Origin of the sequence: Marinobacterium jannaschii DSM 6295 (assembly GCF_000620085.1) — a bacterium.
Lineage (GTDB): Bacteria > Pseudomonadota > Gammaproteobacteria > Pseudomonadales > Balneatricaceae > Pontibacterium > Pontibacterium jannaschii.
Genome location: NZ_JHVJ01000040.1, coordinates 1 through 16,013, shown reverse-complemented (window position 1 = coordinate 16,013; position 16,013 = coordinate 1). Strand labels below are relative to the sequence as shown.

Genomic DNA, 16,013 nt, shown 5'->3' with positions numbered 1-16,013 from the left:
AAGCTTTAAGCTGAACGCCTGAAGCTTTCAGTGTTCCAATACAAAGTATTGGAGCGGGAAACGAGACTCGAACTCGCGACCCCAACCTTGGCAAGGTTGTGCTCTACCAACTGAGCTATTCCCGCGGATGGCGTCCCATAGGGGGTTCGAACCCCTGTTACTGCCGTGAAAGGGCAGTGTCCTAGGCCACTAGACGAATGGGACGCTACACACCTCTTCGGTGTTCCTCATCAGAGGAGGCGCGTATATTAAGCACACTCCCCTTTGCGGTCAACCGTTTTTGATTAATTTTTTAGATTTATTTCTATTAGTCAAAGGGTTAGCCAAAAAACATACAGTTCGGTTATTTAATAATCAACGCCCCAGAAATGGCACCCTATTAGTAGTATCCACAGCGAATACATCACATTAACCGCCCCTGCAGCCAACAAACTTGTTCTGCCAATACTTTATGAATAAGCTGCACTGGAGATCATCGAATCAGTTAAACCGGAGTAGCAATGGGGCCAACAGAAACGGGGCTGCTGATATTGCTGGGTATTGGCCTGATGGCCGCCATAGCACTTTTCATTCAGGCGCAGGAATCCCGCAGACGGGAACGATCCCTGCTGATCATGCATCTGCGAACCTCTATCCGCCGGGCCGAGCATCTGCTGGACAATACGCCGGCAATTTTTCTCACACCGGAGATTCGCAAACTACTGCTGGCCTACCTTGAATCAAAAGTCACCCAACTGATTGAAACGAATGAGACATCCGAGAGTAAGGATAAGCTGAGCCGGATACAGGAGCTTTCGGCACTGGGCCCTGAGCCCACACCTCATCCGGCCGGCTCGATGACCGTATTCAGAGATCAGCCAGAAGCCCAGCAAGCCAGAGCACTGCTGAGAGAGCTGGCAAAGTTCATCGATGATGTTCAGAAAAAAGGCGAGTTAAACAGCAGTATCGCCAGCAAACTGACCGATGAGGTAAAACGTAACTACCAGCGTGTTAACCACGACCTGGAGCTGATGGCAGCGATTGAAGCCGAAGAAACACGCGGCGCTAAGGTTGCAGCCCATTACTACCGCCATTGCTACAGCAATCTGCAAAAGCTGAATATTAATCAGATCTTAGACCGGCAACTGTTTGAGATCCGTCGGCATATAAACGAACTCAGTGAAAAGATCGCTCAGGATGCCGAAAATACGGATACGGATACCCCAGCCTCAAAATAGGCAATTAGTCTAATAATCACTCAGTGTCATAAAACCTTAGTTGAAGAGCCGCAATCAGGCTGCTACCGTTCGCGCACAGTGTCAGGGATTCGAATGAGGTGCATTATGCAGGCGCACGAAATCACGGAGCGAATTTTCCCCTTGCCGTCTCGTCATCATATCGAGGCGGAGCAGGAAGGCTGGAGCTATTGCGCCAGCCTGTTTGGCCGTGACGCCGAATATGGAGATGAGGTCACGACACACCTCAAAGCCCGCTTTGAGGCGGCCTATCCAGGCCTGTCGGTAAAAGTTACGGGAAAAGAGTCACGGGATTTCCATTACGACATTATCGTCGAGATTGAAAATCCCGCGCACAGGACAAATAGATATAAAAATTAACAGCCTGTTAGCACCACACCATCTGCCTCAGGCAACACTTCCGGATGAAATGGTAACGCTACGTTAGCTAAACCACCGGATCATCGTTCAGAACCTCCTGCTCCAAAGCTATAAGGGTCCACAGTAACGCTTCGTGGCGTTCTTCCGGTGAGAAACCGAAGTCGGTTTCACTCTCCAATATTACTTCTTCCTTAGACATCTCTATTGCCAGTTCCATGACGCTCCCTCTTCTCTACCCCACCAGAATCAAACTCAGTTTCGGAATGTGATTTTAAAACCACGGCAATAACCAGCTCATCTGAATTGTAAACCCCGTAGCCGACTACAGGGTCAAGCTCCTCATGGACCTTTCCGACAGACAGTCATTCAACTGCCGAACTTCAGATTCTGAGCCTTTACACTTAAAAATACCTTCGACCAATCTACCTATTCGGTGAAATTTTGCGCCTATCTCTACGTACCATTGCACAGTTTCCGCGGCTTATGGCGGCTCGCTGACGTAACAACAAAGGCGACCTTTTCTCAAAGCAACCAATACCCGGAGCTCCGACAACAGGAAATACCAGACAATAAACGCCGCCGAGCACCTCTATACGGTCTAGCCACTACAACGCCTAAGCGCAAGCAATTTCACGTTTTGGCCAGCTAAACAGCCCCTATGCTTGCGCTAAAGCAGGCGCTCTGAGATGCTGATTGCCTTAGCCCGAAGCCCACTGAATTGCCGATGCAGCCGCCAGCTCCCGCGTCCCTAGACTCCCCTTTTTACTACCTGGAGAATTTTCTCACCGCCCTGCAATGGGTCATGCGACAGCATGCTGCCCTGCTCTCCCCGGGTGAGTTAAGCCGGCTAGCAGAGTTCCAGCAGTTGCCCCAAGAAGCCCAGGCTTTGCTGGTACGCCTGCTGATGCGCAAAGGAAATCTGTTTCGTGGTGATAAGCTTCGCTATGGCGAAATTGACACGCTGTCGGCCATCAGACACCTGAAAGCACAGAACTGGCTGGAGCAGATTACGGCGATTGAAGTAGAGGCGTACTTTGCACTCTTTACCAAAGCCGAGGCCCAGCAGCACCTGGCACAGAAGTTCCGCGCTAGCGGCCTGAAATGCTCCGCAACCAAACGGGAATTGAAGGAGGCTCTGCAGAACCTTTGCGGTGAAACGCCCCTTCCTTCCCCTAAACCAGTGATTGCTATCAGCTCCCCGCAACTATTCCTGAAAGTGCGCCTTCTGTTCTTTGGCAACCTGCATCAGGATTGGTCGGAGTTCGTACTAACCGAACTTGGACATCTGCGTTATGAATCAGTCAGTATGCCTGAAGGCCAGTCAGTCTTTGGAGACGCTAAAACGGTTGAGCGCTTTCTGCAACTCAGTCAGCTGGAAGAGGAGCTGCTGACAACCGGGGCCCCGGAAAAGCTGACCGCTAAACTACCACGCTGCTGCGAAGCGCACTTTTTAACCGAGCGCCTTCGCAACAAAATACTGTTTCTGATCGGACAGCAGGCACAGCGGCTGGAACAGCATGAGCTGGCCCTCGACTGTTATAGTCATTGCAACTTAACCGAAGCTAAACTTCGGCAATTTCGCCTGAAAGAAAGGTTTGGACCCGACCCCGCCCTGTTTCAGCAACTCTCAGCCGCACTCGGCAGCACGCCTTCGCGTGCCGAAGCGGAGGGATACCGGCGCATCCTGAAACGCCTTGCCAAAAAGCTGAACCTTAAGCCGCCACAGACAGCGCCGTCCCGACAGATACCTGTGTTTGAAGCGCCCCTGCATAGCCATGACAGCCCAACGATCGAAGGATACGCGGCAGACTATCTGGCTACGCCTGAAACGCCGGTCTTTTACGTTGAAAACACCCTGTTTAACGGGCTTTTCGCCCTATTGTTCTGGCCGGCCCTCTTTGCCCCCGTGCCAGGCGCCTTCTTTCACCCCTTCCAGAGCCGCCCGGCAGACCTCTACCAGAAAGAGTTTGTATGCAAACGCAGGAATATCATAGACAACTGCCTGGCATTGCTGGAGAGCAATGGGTATCGCCAGACTATGTTGCAGCGCTGGGAACAGAAAAGGGGTATCAGTTGCCACCTGATCAACTGGCAACGCCTGGACGGAAAACGGCTCAGCCTGGCGCTGCAATGTATCAGCCCGGAGGCACTGCGCGCTATATTCGAGCGCATGCTGGAAAACATATCAGACCACTGCAAAGGATTTCCCGATCTGATCCAGTTTTACCCGCAGCAAGGCCGCTTCCGGTTAATTGAAGTAAAAGGCCCGGGCGACAGGCTGCAACCGCACCAACGTTACTGGCTTGAATATCTACTAGATCATGACATAGATGTCAGTGTACTCAACCTGAAAGCAGCGGATCAGGCCGATTCTTTCAGCGCCGGATAAGCCGCCAGGATATCTGCGATCGGCTTGGGCCTTGCGTAATAGAACCCCTGAAAGAAGTCACAGCCCAGCTGTTGCAGAATCTGCTCCTGCTGTACTTGCTCCACTCCTTCCGCCACCACAGAAAGCCCCAGACGTCTGGACATTTCTACGATCGAACGCAGCACTTCCGCCTCAGCTCCCTCCTCAAGAGCCTGAACAAAGGAACGGTCTATCTTAAGCGTATCAAGGCTCAGCTCTTTCAGGTGGGATAATGAAGAGTATCCGGTACCGAAGTCATCCAGGGCGATCCTGACACCCAACTGCTTAAGCTCGCACAGCAGGGCCTTACAGTGCTCCAGATACTCTCCCTCCATCAGTATACTTTCGGTAATTTCCAGCTCGACCAGATCTGCTGGTACCTGATAGCCAGCGAGCAATTCGGCCAGGCGGGACGCAAACACCTCATCAGCCAGCTGGCCTACTGATACATTGATGGAAACCGCCAGCAACCTTTCGCGGTCCCGGTTCCAGTGTGCCAGGTCAGCAATTGCTCTTTCGAGCACCCAATAGCCAATACCCCGGATCATGCCGCAATCTTCAGCAATCGGTATAAAAACAGCAGGAGACACGACCCCGAACTCGGCAGAATTCCAGCGCAGCAGGGCTTCAAGTTTACTGACACGGCCATCGACATCGACGATCGGCTGGTAGTGCAACTCCAGCTCGCCGGCGTCGACAGCCCCTTTCAATCCGCGCTCATAGCGCGCCACTCTGACCACCTTCTCAGTATCGCGGGCATCATACTTAATACAGGTATTGGTGCCGTACTGGCGGGCTCTCTGCACCGCCGTTTCTGCACTGTTGATCAGACGAGAAATAGATACCCCATCCTCTGGGAAAGTTGAGATACCGAAGTTAGCCGTCAGCCCGATCTCCTTATCCAGAACCCGCACAGGCCGGTCCAGGCAGCTTATAATCCGTTCGACCTGTTGCTGCCCCCGACGCAATGAATCGGTACGAATAAGGAAAGCAAACTTGTCCCAGTCAATACGATGAATCAGCAATTCAGCGCCCATCTCGGCACTGATTCGCTGCGCCATCATCTCCACCGCCTGGTCCGCGCTATCAGCTCCCAGAGTTTCCTTCAGCAGCAGGTAACGCTGCAGGTCGATCAATACCAGGTCGGCTTCATAGCCCCCGGCAGAGACAGACGCCAGCATCACTTCCAGATCCTTAATAGCAGGAAGAAACTTCAGGTTGCGGGATACTTCCAGCAGGCTGGCGTCACGACCGATCAGCTTCGAGTCACTAACATCACTGCACAGCCCAAGATAATGACTCACCTCGCCCCGGGCATCGACCACCTCACTGATCGCCAGCTGTTCCAGGTAGGTCTCTCCCCGTCGGTTGCGGTTCCATACCTGGCCACTCCATTGCCCCACGGCCTGCAGCTGCTGCCACATCTCGTGGTAAAACCCTGAGTTGTGGTAACCCGAACCGATGATGGAAATATGCTGCCCCAGCAACTCTGATTTACGATAGCCAGATACACGCTCAAATTCGGGATTAACAGCTTTTATGTTAAGCGCAAGGTCTGTGACTACGGCAGACTCAGACACCCCGCTAAGAGCGTTTTTCAGCCGCTGATAACGAGGATTGCTATCCAGCTCAGCAACAGATCTGAGCGTGATATCGAAAGCCATGACGTTACCAAACTGGCTGTAACGGCCAACCAGCATAAGGGCAGAGGCGTGTCCTTTTAAGCGGCAGCTGAGACGAAAGTCGCGATATCCGGACAGCGCCCTCAACACCGCTTCCCGGTCGATCGCTTCCACTGCCTCAGCAAATATAGCGTTGGTTTTGAGGCCATAGCCACGCCTTGAGGTATGACTCGCCTCGACAATCACTCCATTGCGTAAATGCAGGGTGGCTTCAGGGCTGCTGCGAGTGTTTTCTCTGGCGGTAGCTGAAAAAAACGCTAAGCCTGAAGTTCTGCCAGGTCGTAACCAGTACAGCGCGCCCAGCAGGGCCGCACCCAGCCATATCCAAAGGACAAACGGAGATACATACTCCAGCATCCATGCCACGAGATCCATGTAGAAAAACCTTAAGCAGCCGCTTTTTAAGAGAAGGATTTAATCGAAGAGTTCAGTTCGAGCACCAGACCATCGAGATCAGCAACGGTGCTATTGGTCTGCTCTGATGCCACCTGATTGCTGACCGCAATATCACGGATATTGACGATATTCTTGCTGATCTCATCGGCCACAGCACTCTGCTCTTCCGATGCACTGGCCATATGGATACATCGGTCAGAAATCTGCTGCATCGTAGTCACCACCTCATCGAAGGTATCTTCAACGCTGCGGGCCTGTTCAATGCCACCTTCGGCTTTCTGCCGGCTGCGGTTCATTGCTTCCACGGTGCCTTCGACATGCCGTTCGATCGTAGTGATCTTATCGCGGATCTCAGTGGTAGAGATCTGGGTTCGCTGCGCCAGGCTTCTGACCTCATCTGCAACAACTGCAAAACCACGCCCTTTCTCTCCGGCACGGGCCGCTTCAATCGCTGCATTCAGTGCCAGCAGATTAGTCTGGTCGGCTATCTCGTTGATCATGGTAACGATGTCACCGATCGAATCCGTCTCAGCTTTCAGGGAAACCGATGCTTGTGCCGCCTGGCGGACTTCATCGACCAGCTCAGTAATCGCCGATGACATATCTGCCACTGTTGTTTTACCGCTATTGGCGTGATCAGTTGCTGTCTGAGCGGCTTCTGAAGTCTGTACCGTATTCGTTGCCACTTCGTGAGCCGCCGTCGACATCTCGGTTGCTGCCGATGCCAGCAGATCGGTCTCCTTCATCTGCCGGACAATCCCCCTGGAGGTCTCAGACAGCGCTATATTGGTATTGCTCATTACGTCGGCCAGTGTCTCGACACTGTCCTCAACCCGGCCAACCAAGGTCCTTAGGCGCGCCCTCATCACCTTCAGTGCCAGATGAGCACTGCCTGCTTCATCCATACGCTCAGCAATAACAAACTGCGCCAGCGGATTATTGTAGGTCCGCAGACTCTCATCTGAAACCTGCCGAAGTATGCCACTGAGGCGCGCAACCGGAAAAGCCAGTAGTAGTGTCCAGGCAAACAGGAACCCTAGTGTCATGACGACCGAAGCGTTGCTCCAGGCCGCCGCAAGGGCGATAGAGGCATATCCCGCGACAGCAATAGCAGCGCCGGCCTGAAGTAATGAGGCGCTGTTGCCCAGGCGTTGCGGTGCCTTCAGCTTTCCCCTGTTCAGGCCCTGGTAGACGGCTTCTGCACGGGCTATCTCTTCTTCTGCGGGACGGGTACGCACGGACTGATAGCCTGTTTTAATACCGTGGCTATCAAACATCGGCATCACGTAGGCCTGCACCCAGTAGTAATCACCGTTTTTACAGCGGTTCTTTACCATGCCGATCCAGGGCCGATCCTGATTAAGGTGCTGCCACATATCGGCAAATGCTGCGGCAGGCAGATCCGGATGGCGAACGATATTATGAGGCTGCCCCAGTAATTCCTCTTCGCTGTAGCCTGCAACCTCACAAAATTCCCGATTGGCATAGGTAATATTACCTTTCAGGTCAGTCGTCGATATCAACCGCACATCAGCAGGATATTTACGTTCGGCTCCAGCCATCAAAAAGCACCTCAATACAGAAGAAAGCAGCCCGAAATAACGGCCGTCCCAGCATCAGAATATTGTAATCAGAACAAGATCCGGCCTCCGCCAGACAGCCGATTCCTTGTAGGCAGCAACGGCCCGAATACGGCCGGAACCTGAACCGAGCCGGAGAAACCGACTATTCCGTCGCCAACCCGGCCGTCTGCACGCGACGTTAGCCACAAAAATCCAAGGGGCTTTTTAAAGGTTTACTCCGACTCTTGCAAGCATCTTTTGGTTGATGTCGCACTCAGATATAAGCATGATTTGATTTAACCCGAGAGTATCAACTGGCTCCAGCTGGATCATCTGCCACGCCAATCCCAGAAATACGCCTTGGCGATACCTACTGTTGGAAAAGGTGCGGTGGAGCCGAAAGAGTTTATCGGCAACGGAGTACCGGGCTGGTGCAGGAACCCTGTGTCAGCATACTGCGGACATGAAAAAGGCCAGTGATTGCTCAACTGGCCTAAGTCATCAATATTCTGGTCGGGATGAGAGGATTTGAACCTCCGACCCCTTGCACCCCATACAGGTAAATAACAATCCAAATAGATCTATTAGCATCTATCAGAAGGACATTTAACCCTTAAATATCAATAACGTACCATAAACCACACCTATTTTAATTCCAATACCGTCCACCAGCGTCTATCATAATCCGAACACAATCGGGCACGAAACGGGCACGAGCAAGGATTAGCTATGAGCAAAATTACTGATCGAGAGATTAATACCAAACCTGAGAGCAAAGATAAGTGGCTAAATGAAACCACTATCTGGGGGCACGGCGGCCTATCTGTGCGCATTACGCCCAAGGGTGACCGACTATTCTACTTCCGCTATACCGACAGCAATAGCAAACGAATACGCCTACCCATCGGCCCATACAGTAAAGCAAGTAGACCGGGCTACCTGACGCTTAAGGAAGCAAGATTAAGAGCCTCAGAACTTGCCTCTCTGCACGAAGCAGGAATCAAGGATGTCAAAGAACATCTTATAGCCCAAGAGCGGACTCGAAAAGCAAAGGAAGAAGCCGAGCTTGCACGCATTGCTAGAGAGAAAGCAGCACTTGAAGAGGAGGCTGCTAGAATCGCCTCTCGCAAAACAGTCACCGATCTTTTTGAACACTGGGCATCTGTAGACCTTATCCGCCAAAGATGGCGGCAAAGAAATAGAACGATCATTCAACAAAGATGTACTTCCGAGAATCGGACAATTATATGTAGAAGACGTTACCAAGTCCGATATCACCGAAGTCACAGATGCATTGCTCAGTAGAGGTGTTGTAAGGCTTGCTAAACTGACCTTCTCTCAAATGCGCCAGATGTTCAGGTTTGCAGTAGATCGCGATCTTATATCAGTTGATCCAACTGCGAATATCAGAAAGGTAAACATCGGTGGAAAAGATACTGAGCGAGACCGAATCCTCGCCTACGATGAAATCCAGCTTCTTGAAACTCAGATCCCGAGCGCGAACCTACGAACTTCCACCGAAGTCGCTGTATGGATCACGTTATCTACATGCTGTCGAATTGGAGAACTCCTGAACGCCCAATGGAAACATATTGATCCGATAAAGAGGGAATGGCTCATACCTGCTGAGAACAGCAAAAATGGCAAAGCTCACACTGTCTATCTTTCAGACTTTACTGCAAACCAATTCGATATTCTGCATTCTATAAACAGCGATAGTCCGTGGTGTTACCCCAACCGTTCCAAGACAGGCCCCGTTAGCACCAAAACTATTACAAAACAGCTGACCGACAGACAAAGATCGCCTGAATCCGGTGTCATGAGTAATCGAAGTGCTGCCGCTCAAGCTCTTTTATTACCTGGGGGTAAATGGACACCCCATGATCTGCGCCGAACTGGAGCTTCTATGATGGTTGCTTTGGGCGTCCTTCCCGAAGTTGCTGAAAGATGCCTGAACCATACAGAGGAAAATAAGGTGAAGCGTATTTATCAGCGTTATAGTTACGCAGCAGAAATGGCAGAAGCGTGGGAAGTGCTTGGCGATAAACTATCAGGAATTCTGCTTACGAGCCAGTCACTTAGAACGACCACACAAGCGGATACAGCTTAAGAAGCATAGAGTGAAGGTATGCCGCTACGGCGGCATACCTTCACTCTTTTTGACAATATTCCTAATTCCTTCACAGCGTCAAATGTAGTGAAGAAATCAAAAACCAGAAAGCAGCCTTTCAGTCGCTTAAGCTTTGAATGACTGCTCCCTATTTCAAGAAGACAACTCATAAAGGGAGATATCTGTTGGCCAGTCACCACCATTGACCATATTTAAACCGTTCCAGCCATCCAGCATCTGCTTCACTTGTTCCTCAACACTCTGACTGAAGTCGAAACGTTTCAGCCCATAAGCCAGCGATGTGCACTGCCAATACCCCATCCCTTGATCGAACGCCAGCTTGAGCTTAGTACCCGATTCAAGTTCAAGTGTCAGTACACGACGATGGCTCACATCACTAAGTGCGTCATGAACGTGGATCTCAGGAAAAGTACCTGATACAGCCGACAACCAGTGCGTCAACACTTCGGCAGCATCCTGACTATCCCTCCAATTATCCCAAATACGTTGCCCTTCCAGGTTATTTGGAGCCGCGACAGTGTGTACTGATATAGAACTGAGACCATCTGTAGGTATAACCTGCATAAATCCGGCCAGTAACAAGACGGTCCACGGTGTACGTAAATAGCGATCTTCATACTGGATCGCCACAACAGTTTCGCTTTGCAAACGCGCTATGAAACTAGGCGCTCTCTCTTCTAGTAGTTCTCGGAATCGCGCTGCAAGCTCCAACACACTTCCATTTAGCTCTTGAGTTACTTCAAGCACGGTTGCACTGTGGTTAGCTGCTAACCAGGAATCCGTTTCAACTTTCTTAGTCGGCCACTGTGGCAGCTCTTCTGTTGTTACCCAAATACAGGCATCCCGAGCTTGTAACCACAATGGACCAGGCGCAGCAGATTCAGTGCTATCGGTAAGCATAGAGACAGGATTTCCACCCTCGGTAATAACCTGAATGGGGGCATGTACCCCAGCAGCAACCTCACTGTCATTCAGTTGCACGATCTGAATCCCAAATCTAGCCAACAACGCGAGTTCTTCTTTTATCACAATAGGAAGGTTTTCAGCCTCCAGTGCAATACACACATCACGCCCATCTACAATCTTCCATGCAATTAGCTGCCTCCGGAACTCAGGACTTCCTAAGTCCCAGTCGCTAGTATCACCGCCCACACGAACAATAATGGTCTTTGCAGACTTGTTAATCCAATGGCGAACAAAGCGACTCGGCTCGAAGGGCCAGTACTTTGCACCTGGTATATCGTTAAACGGTTCTTGTAACCGCAGGTGCTCTTCAAACCTACCTTGTCTTACCCAATCAAGAGTAAGCCGCCGATCTAATTGCTCAAATTCAACCCTACTATCCTTGCTAGCCAGGCAAGAAGAACAAGCCGTTTCACAGTTGGCAGAACATTCTAGTTTCTTTATGGCTGCACTAAGAAGAGGAACCATTTCCTGGAGTGCTGTCAGTACAAAACCAGCGCCACCTGCAACATTGTCGTAAACCTGTACAACATATCTCTTTTCGCCAGTGTTCAAATCTCGATCAGGGCGGATCCCAAATCCCATCTCGCTACTCGCTATGCCAAGGTGATCAGATACTGCATCTCTAAGTGCAACCGCAAGCGTAGTCGCAATCACTCGCCCCTTATCATCTTCTGGAATCCATGCGCGAGTTATCGGACTTCTGAAGGCCCATTCGACAACATGTGTCCGAGCCTGATAACCGAGATAAACGTCACGCATCACCCTCTCGCCAGAACATTCTGGCTTGCTTTTACTACCCGTAGCGCCGCCAATTGGACGATGGCTCTTGTCCGGCTCCATTCCACTAGGTAGATCACCGTTTGATGTCATCGAGTCCGCCCGGCCACAACTCATACATACAGCGAATCCGTTACTGTGCTCTCCCCCTGAACGAACTACGATTTGCCCATCTTCTCCAAAGCGAACAAAACCACATGCAGGATCTGGGAGCGCCAATACTGAACCACCAACGTGAACTAGCGGCCGCTCCAGAGGCATAAATTTTTGCGATGAAACATCATTTGTCGTTGCTTCATAGAAGTCAGTAACAAATCCCAAAGGCCGCAGAACCTTTTTGACTTGAGAGTCCGGTATCTCTGCATCACATTGAGGACAATGCAGGTTATCTCCATGGGAGTAAGCATATTCCCTATAGCCTGGGACACCGCAATTTACGCACTGCCAGGAAAGATCAAACTTTTGACCAGCTGCACCGGCCCCATCTTGGTAAGACTGCATTTTGATACCCGCTGAGCGATAAACACGACCATCAATGACAATCTGAGCACCAGGAGCATACTCCCTCACTGCAATATCCAATCCTCGGGACGGCTGCTCTTTGTAAGTGAAGATATTGTCTTCTCGTTCTGCTTTTTTCTTATCAGCTTGACCTTTCTTATTCTTAAAGTCTTCAATGTTGTATGTATTGAGCGCAACAACATTAGTCGGAAACCCATACCCAGGCAGGAATGCCTTAGCAGCGAGCTCTTTTAGTAGATATTCACCTTCGTGACGGGCTTTCTCCAACTCCAGAGCTTTTTTGTAATTTGTGTCAGTTGCAGCATTGAAGCGAAGGTTGATCTGCCTGTACTCCTCCTGCCAGTTTTCAGCCAACAGACGAATCACCTCTGCACAGTTAGCTGCCAGAACCTCAATACCGGACAGCTCCAAAGCGGTACGCTTTACGATTCGCTTAACCCCATCAGAGAGGGACGATGCTTCACTCCCCAGCCAATCGATGAAACGATCAACAACACCATCTTTGGCATGGAAAAACCACAGTACCGTTAGTCGAGTTCGGTCGCCATCAGATACAGTCTGTGTCTTAAGGAATGCAGCCAAGAGGTAAGAGTTCACATGCCGCTGCACCAGCGGCTCCGCCTCCAAAGTGATCACTGGAGCCGGAATTGCTGTACTGAAGGCCCATTTAGGATTATTAAACACTCGGGTATTGTGTGGATCTGATTTGCAGAGCGTATACGCAACAGCTCTTGCCTCACTACGACGACCTGCACGACCTGCCCGCTGCAAGTAGTTGGCTGGATGAGGCGGAACGTTATTCATTACCACGGCGGAAATACCACCGATATCGACCCCCATCTCCATAGTTGTCGAGCAGTTCAGAACATTAACCTTGCCTGCCTTGAACCAGTCTTCGTAGTTTTCTAGACGCTTGGAAGATTGCTGAGCCGAATGCTCAGCCGTACGATAATAAAAACCGCCTTCCACTGTTCGGTCAGAGATGTCGCTCCATAAGTTCACCTCACGCATCTGCTCGATAGTTGTATTCTGAGCAACTTTGCTTCGAATAGCGGCTAAAGCCCCCTCAAGCTCTCCCTGAGGTGCCAAAACGGTGAAATCAGGGACTGCAATCTCCTGGCATACCAACTGAACATGGTCGGGTTTTCTCGGGATGTAAGGAGTGAGTCCCCTGAATGTTGTATCCAACAGACGATGGCTGATCGGACACACCCAAGCCTTCTGAGGTAAAGCAAAACTAAGTGCATGCCTCGCGAGCGTGTAGCCTCCACCACTTTGGCTTTGCAGAATCTGCAAACGGGTCAGCTCCAACCATGCAGCCTTCAGCCACTCATTAATTTTGTCCCGATCAATGGTAGAGGTTGGATCCAGACCAACACCATGAGTGAGCAGTTTTATTAATCGTGAGGGTTGTCGACCAGGCTTGAACTGCGGCCAAGATTTAACGCGACTGGTATCCTGATAGTCAATTTTAGGAGCAACAAGCTCTTTGGGGGCAAACTTAGCCCCAAGCCAATGGCGTTCATTCTCGTTCATAATAATGAACGTGTTTTCACGCACATAGAAATCAAGCACAACTTTTAGGAAATCCTTCCAGTCCTGCAAAGTCAAAGCTTCTCGCGCCTGAGGATCACCCACCTTAGGCGCCAAAGTCTCAGCCCAAAAGCGAGGCACAGCTTCAACCCTATCCAGTCCCTGATAACCCACCTGAACAAGCGCCAAGGTTTCAGTGCTATTCTGGTTTTTCGGACGACGGGCAAACTCTCGAAGTAATAACAAATTAGCCAACGTCAGGCTATTGTCATGACCACCAAAGAACTCGGGATTGGCGTATCGGTTGTAATCCAAGATCGAATGCTTGAGATCATTGGCGGCAGCCAAGTCAGAAACCAAATCCTGCCAATTTACCCATACTTGTTTCGCCTTGGTCGCATTCTTCTGCTTTTGCTGAATTTGCAGGCGAATAGATTGCGCCTGATTCAACATACCTGCGGCTTCCAAACTATCAGCGGCTTCCAAGAGCATCCGTTCTTCTTCGCTCAGCCCCCCGCCCGCAGCGCTAATATTTATTGATGCCTGCCTGTTACGCAGGATTTGAAATACCAGCCCCCTCAACCGAGACCGTTCAGCTTCCTGCTGCATCCTGACGGCCATACGCGCAGTCCCCTGCCGGCTATCAGTAAACGTAATCAGTTTGCGACCGCGTCCGGGGAGACTTTCCGGATTCCCATCTTCAGGATCTGGACAAAATTCAAGTACGGTAGGAACTGCATTACTTACATAGAAAGGAGCTCCCAGATAACACTTTCTCAGGAATCCAGCTGGTTTGCGTCCTGCATCTCCACATTGAGAACAGGACGAATCGGTATCAGTAGCAAAATTTAACTTGATCACTGAGTCTGCGTTCAATGCCCCCAGCTCAGCGGACTCTGTATTAAAAGCTATCTCCTGATAAACATCCCCCGCGCTGTGCGCCAAAACCAAAGCTTGTTTGCTACGATGCTGACTCCCTTCTGCTTCTGGGATTGCCTCGTCATGGGTATCATCAAGCAACGCAAACTCGTCGCCAGAATATGGGCTTGACTGCCTGAGCGTTCCACCAGCATCTTCTGCTACCAAGTGCGGCGTTTTACAGTCACCACAGAATGCCAATTCATAGACTGGGGCACTGCATTCACAGCGAGCACGCTGAGTTACGTAAACATTACCAAATGGCCACTGCTTTAGATGACCTGATTTAGCGTCGCAGTTTGGATCAACGCAACTCCAGAGCCCATGCAACATACGCTGATGCAGGTGACCTCGCAGCTTAAGGAAGGGCGGCTCATCCTGTGATAGAAGAGTGTCACTCATGAGATCAATCCACCGCAACAACTCCTTTTGCTGAGCTTCTCTCCGCTCGCCCACTAACATAGGCCCTACCGCTTCAATGAGCTCATTGAGGTCGAGCGGCTTTTCACTACCAACAAGAGTCTGGCGCACGCGATATGCAAGTGGATGGTTGCACAACGCGGCGTAGCGATCTCTGGATACTAACTCCCCTCGATCAATCTGACTGAGCTCCTCATATGTGCGAATCGGCTCCGGTTCATGTTCGACCTGTGGAACCTGTCGTGAACCAGTTATAACGACAACCTGATCATCAGGCACACCCGCAAGAGACGCCAGGTAGGACTGTAGCTTTTGTGTAGCATCATCCCCTGCAATGGTTGCAGATGTAGCAACAAATCGGACTTCATGTGCCTTCTTGCCGAAGGCTTCCACCACGCGTCGAAGTAGTAGAGAAAGCTCAGCGGCTTGCGAGCCGACATAAGTATGAGCCTCATCCAGTACAACCCAACGCAGCGACTGATTCTCCCTAGAGATTCGGAGGATTGGATCATCCACCTGTCGCACCAGCATGTATTCAAGCATGGTCGCATTGGTCATCAGGATTGCTGCAGGCTCTTTACGCAACCGTTCTCGTGACAATATTTCGTTGGGGTGCTCCCTTTGAGTCTTACGAACGGCACTTTCATTTTCTTCAGTATTACCGTTGTAGAGACAGAAACGAATATTGTCGTTGAAAGGAGAGGTCCAAGCATCAAGGCGTTCACGCTGGGAGTTAATCAGTGCGTTAAGCGGGTAAAGAAATAGGGCCCGAACGCCTAACCTGGGGTACTGAGGAGGTTGTTCACATCGGCGAAATTCGAGATGCTGGTTATCGCCAAACAAACAACATCCGATAGCCGACATGAACAACCCCCACAAGAATGCCCGAACGACTTACCATAATCGAGTCCTAATCATTGATCGTGTCCTGAATGAAGGCCGATCAGTCCACTCTGTGGCAGCTGATTTCGGTATCAGTGCACGTACCGTCTATAAATGGTTGGCCCGCTTTGAGGAGCACGGATACGCAGGACTGCATTCAGCGTCCAGTCGCCCCCATAGCAGCCCTTACCAATTGCCTGATAGCTGGATCGAATGCATCCG

General features: G+C 50.8%; 10 protein-coding genes and 2 tRNA genes. 6 read left to right on the top strand and 6 right to left on the bottom strand.

The window, feature by feature from the left end:
* Nucleotides 1–49: 49 nt before the first annotated feature.
* Together Q354_RS0115770 and Q354_RS0115765 are read right to left on the bottom strand one after the other, a co-directional pair.
* A tRNA-Gly gene (locus Q354_RS0115770) sits at nt 50–125 on the bottom strand.
* Between the two features lie 3 nt (nt 126–128).
* A tRNA-Glu gene (locus Q354_RS0115765) sits at nt 129–204 on the bottom strand.
* 296 nt (nt 205–500) lie between these two features.
* Between Q354_RS0115765 and Q354_RS0115760 the strand changes: the two genes are divergently transcribed.
* Both Q354_RS0115760 and Q354_RS0115755 read left to right on the top strand, forming a co-directional pair.
* Nucleotides 501–1,217 carry a hypothetical protein gene (locus Q354_RS0115760; RefSeq protein WP_027858447.1) on the top strand — a complete coding sequence of 239 codons (717 nt, stop codon included), beginning with the start codon at nt 501–503 and terminating at the stop codon, nt 1,215–1,217.
* A 105-nt stretch (nt 1,218–1,322) separates the two neighbouring features.
* Nucleotides 1,323–1,595: a hypothetical protein gene (locus Q354_RS0115755; protein ID WP_156948382.1), complete on the top strand. Its 273-nt coding sequence runs from the start codon at nt 1,323–1,325 to the stop codon at nt 1,593–1,595.
* Nucleotides 1,596–1,662: 67 nt separating this feature from the next.
* Here the strand turns inward: Q354_RS0115755 and Q354_RS28890 are convergent, their stop codons facing one another.
* Entirely contained in the window at nt 1,663–1,794 is a 132-nt protein-coding gene (locus Q354_RS28890) for a hypothetical protein (protein ID WP_281174729.1), read from the bottom strand.
* 525 nt (nt 1,795–2,319) lie between these two features.
* On the opposite strand from Q354_RS28890, the gene Q354_RS0115745 reads away from it, so the two are divergent.
* Nucleotides 2,320–3,984: a VRR-NUC domain-containing protein gene (locus Q354_RS0115745; protein WP_027858445.1), complete on the top strand. Its 1,665-nt coding sequence runs from the start codon at nt 2,320–2,322 to the stop codon at nt 3,982–3,984.
* Here Q354_RS0115745 and Q354_RS0115740 read toward each other — a convergent pair.
* Nucleotides 3,957–6,059 (bottom strand): putative bifunctional diguanylate cyclase/phosphodiesterase, encoded by a 2,103-nt coding sequence (locus tag Q354_RS0115740; RefSeq protein ID WP_027858444.1) that lies wholly within the window; start codon nt 6,057–6,059, stop codon nt 3,957–3,959. The genes Q354_RS0115745 and Q354_RS0115740 overlap by 28 nt on opposite strands.
* Before the next feature lie 26 nt (nt 6,060–6,085).
* The gene (locus Q354_RS26080; RefSeq protein WP_051560197.1) at nt 6,086–7,642 is read right to left on the bottom strand and encodes a methyl-accepting chemotaxis protein; all 1,557 of its coding nucleotides are present in this window, start codon (nt 7,640–7,642) and stop codon (nt 6,086–6,088) included.
* A gap of 729 nt (nt 7,643–8,371) precedes the next feature.
* On the opposite strand from Q354_RS26080, the gene Q354_RS28745 reads away from it, so the two are divergent.
* Both Q354_RS28745 and Q354_RS28740 read left to right on the top strand, forming a co-directional pair.
* Complete coding sequence (locus Q354_RS28745; RefSeq protein ID WP_245601066.1) at nt 8,372–8,947, top strand: Arm DNA-binding domain-containing protein; 576 nt, start codon at nt 8,372–8,374, stop codon at nt 8,945–8,947.
* The gene (locus tag Q354_RS28740) at nt 8,841–9,752 is read left to right on the top strand and encodes a tyrosine-type recombinase/integrase (protein WP_407637284.1); all 912 of its coding nucleotides are present in this window, start codon (nt 8,841–8,843) and stop codon (nt 9,750–9,752) included. Before Q354_RS28745 ends, Q354_RS28740 begins: the two co-directional genes overlap by 107 nt.
* A gap of 153 nt (nt 9,753–9,905) precedes the next feature.
* On the opposite strand, the gene Q354_RS26070 is transcribed toward Q354_RS28740, so the two are convergent.
* The gene (locus Q354_RS26070; protein WP_084332629.1) at nt 9,906–15,773 is read right to left on the bottom strand and encodes a helicase-related protein; all 5,868 of its coding nucleotides are present in this window, start codon (nt 15,771–15,773) and stop codon (nt 9,906–9,908) included.
* On the opposite strand from Q354_RS26070, the gene Q354_RS29025 reads away from it, so the two are divergent.
* Nucleotides 15,772–16,013 (top strand): leucine zipper domain-containing protein (locus Q354_RS29025; protein ID WP_156948360.1); only part of this gene is annotated, 242 nt, incomplete at its 3' end. The two genes, Q354_RS26070 and Q354_RS29025, sit on opposite strands and share 2 nt — an antisense overlap.

What these genes read in the sequence shown, in the direction of transcription:
- Q354_RS26080 (WP_051560197.1), bottom strand. Translation starts at nt 7,642, where the DNA reads ATGGCTGGAGCCGAACGTAAATATCCTGCTGATGTGCGGTTGATATCG.
- Q354_RS0115740 (WP_027858444.1), bottom strand. Translation starts at nt 6,059, where the DNA reads ATGGATCTCGTGGCATGGATGCTGGAGTATGTATCTCCGTTTGTCCTT.
- Q354_RS0115745 (WP_027858445.1), top strand. Translation starts at nt 2,320, where the DNA reads ATGCAGCCGCCAGCTCCCGCGTCCCTAGACTCCCCTTTTTACTACCTG.
- Q354_RS28890 (WP_281174729.1), bottom strand. Translation starts at nt 1,794, where the DNA reads ATGTCTAAGGAAGAAGTAATATTGGAGAGTGAAACCGACTTCGGTTTC.
- Q354_RS0115760 (WP_027858447.1), top strand. Translation starts at nt 501, where the DNA reads ATGGGGCCAACAGAAACGGGGCTGCTGATATTGCTGGGTATTGGCCTG.
- Q354_RS26070 (WP_084332629.1), bottom strand. Translation starts at nt 15,773, where the DNA reads ATGTCGGCTATCGGATGTTGTTTGTTTGGCGATAACCAGCATCTCGAA.
- Q354_RS0115755 (WP_156948382.1), top strand. Translation starts at nt 1,323, where the DNA reads ATGCAGGCGCACGAAATCACGGAGCGAATTTTCCCCTTGCCGTCTCGT.
- Q354_RS28745 (WP_245601066.1), top strand. Translation starts at nt 8,372, where the DNA reads ATGAGCAAAATTACTGATCGAGAGATTAATACCAAACCTGAGAGCAAA.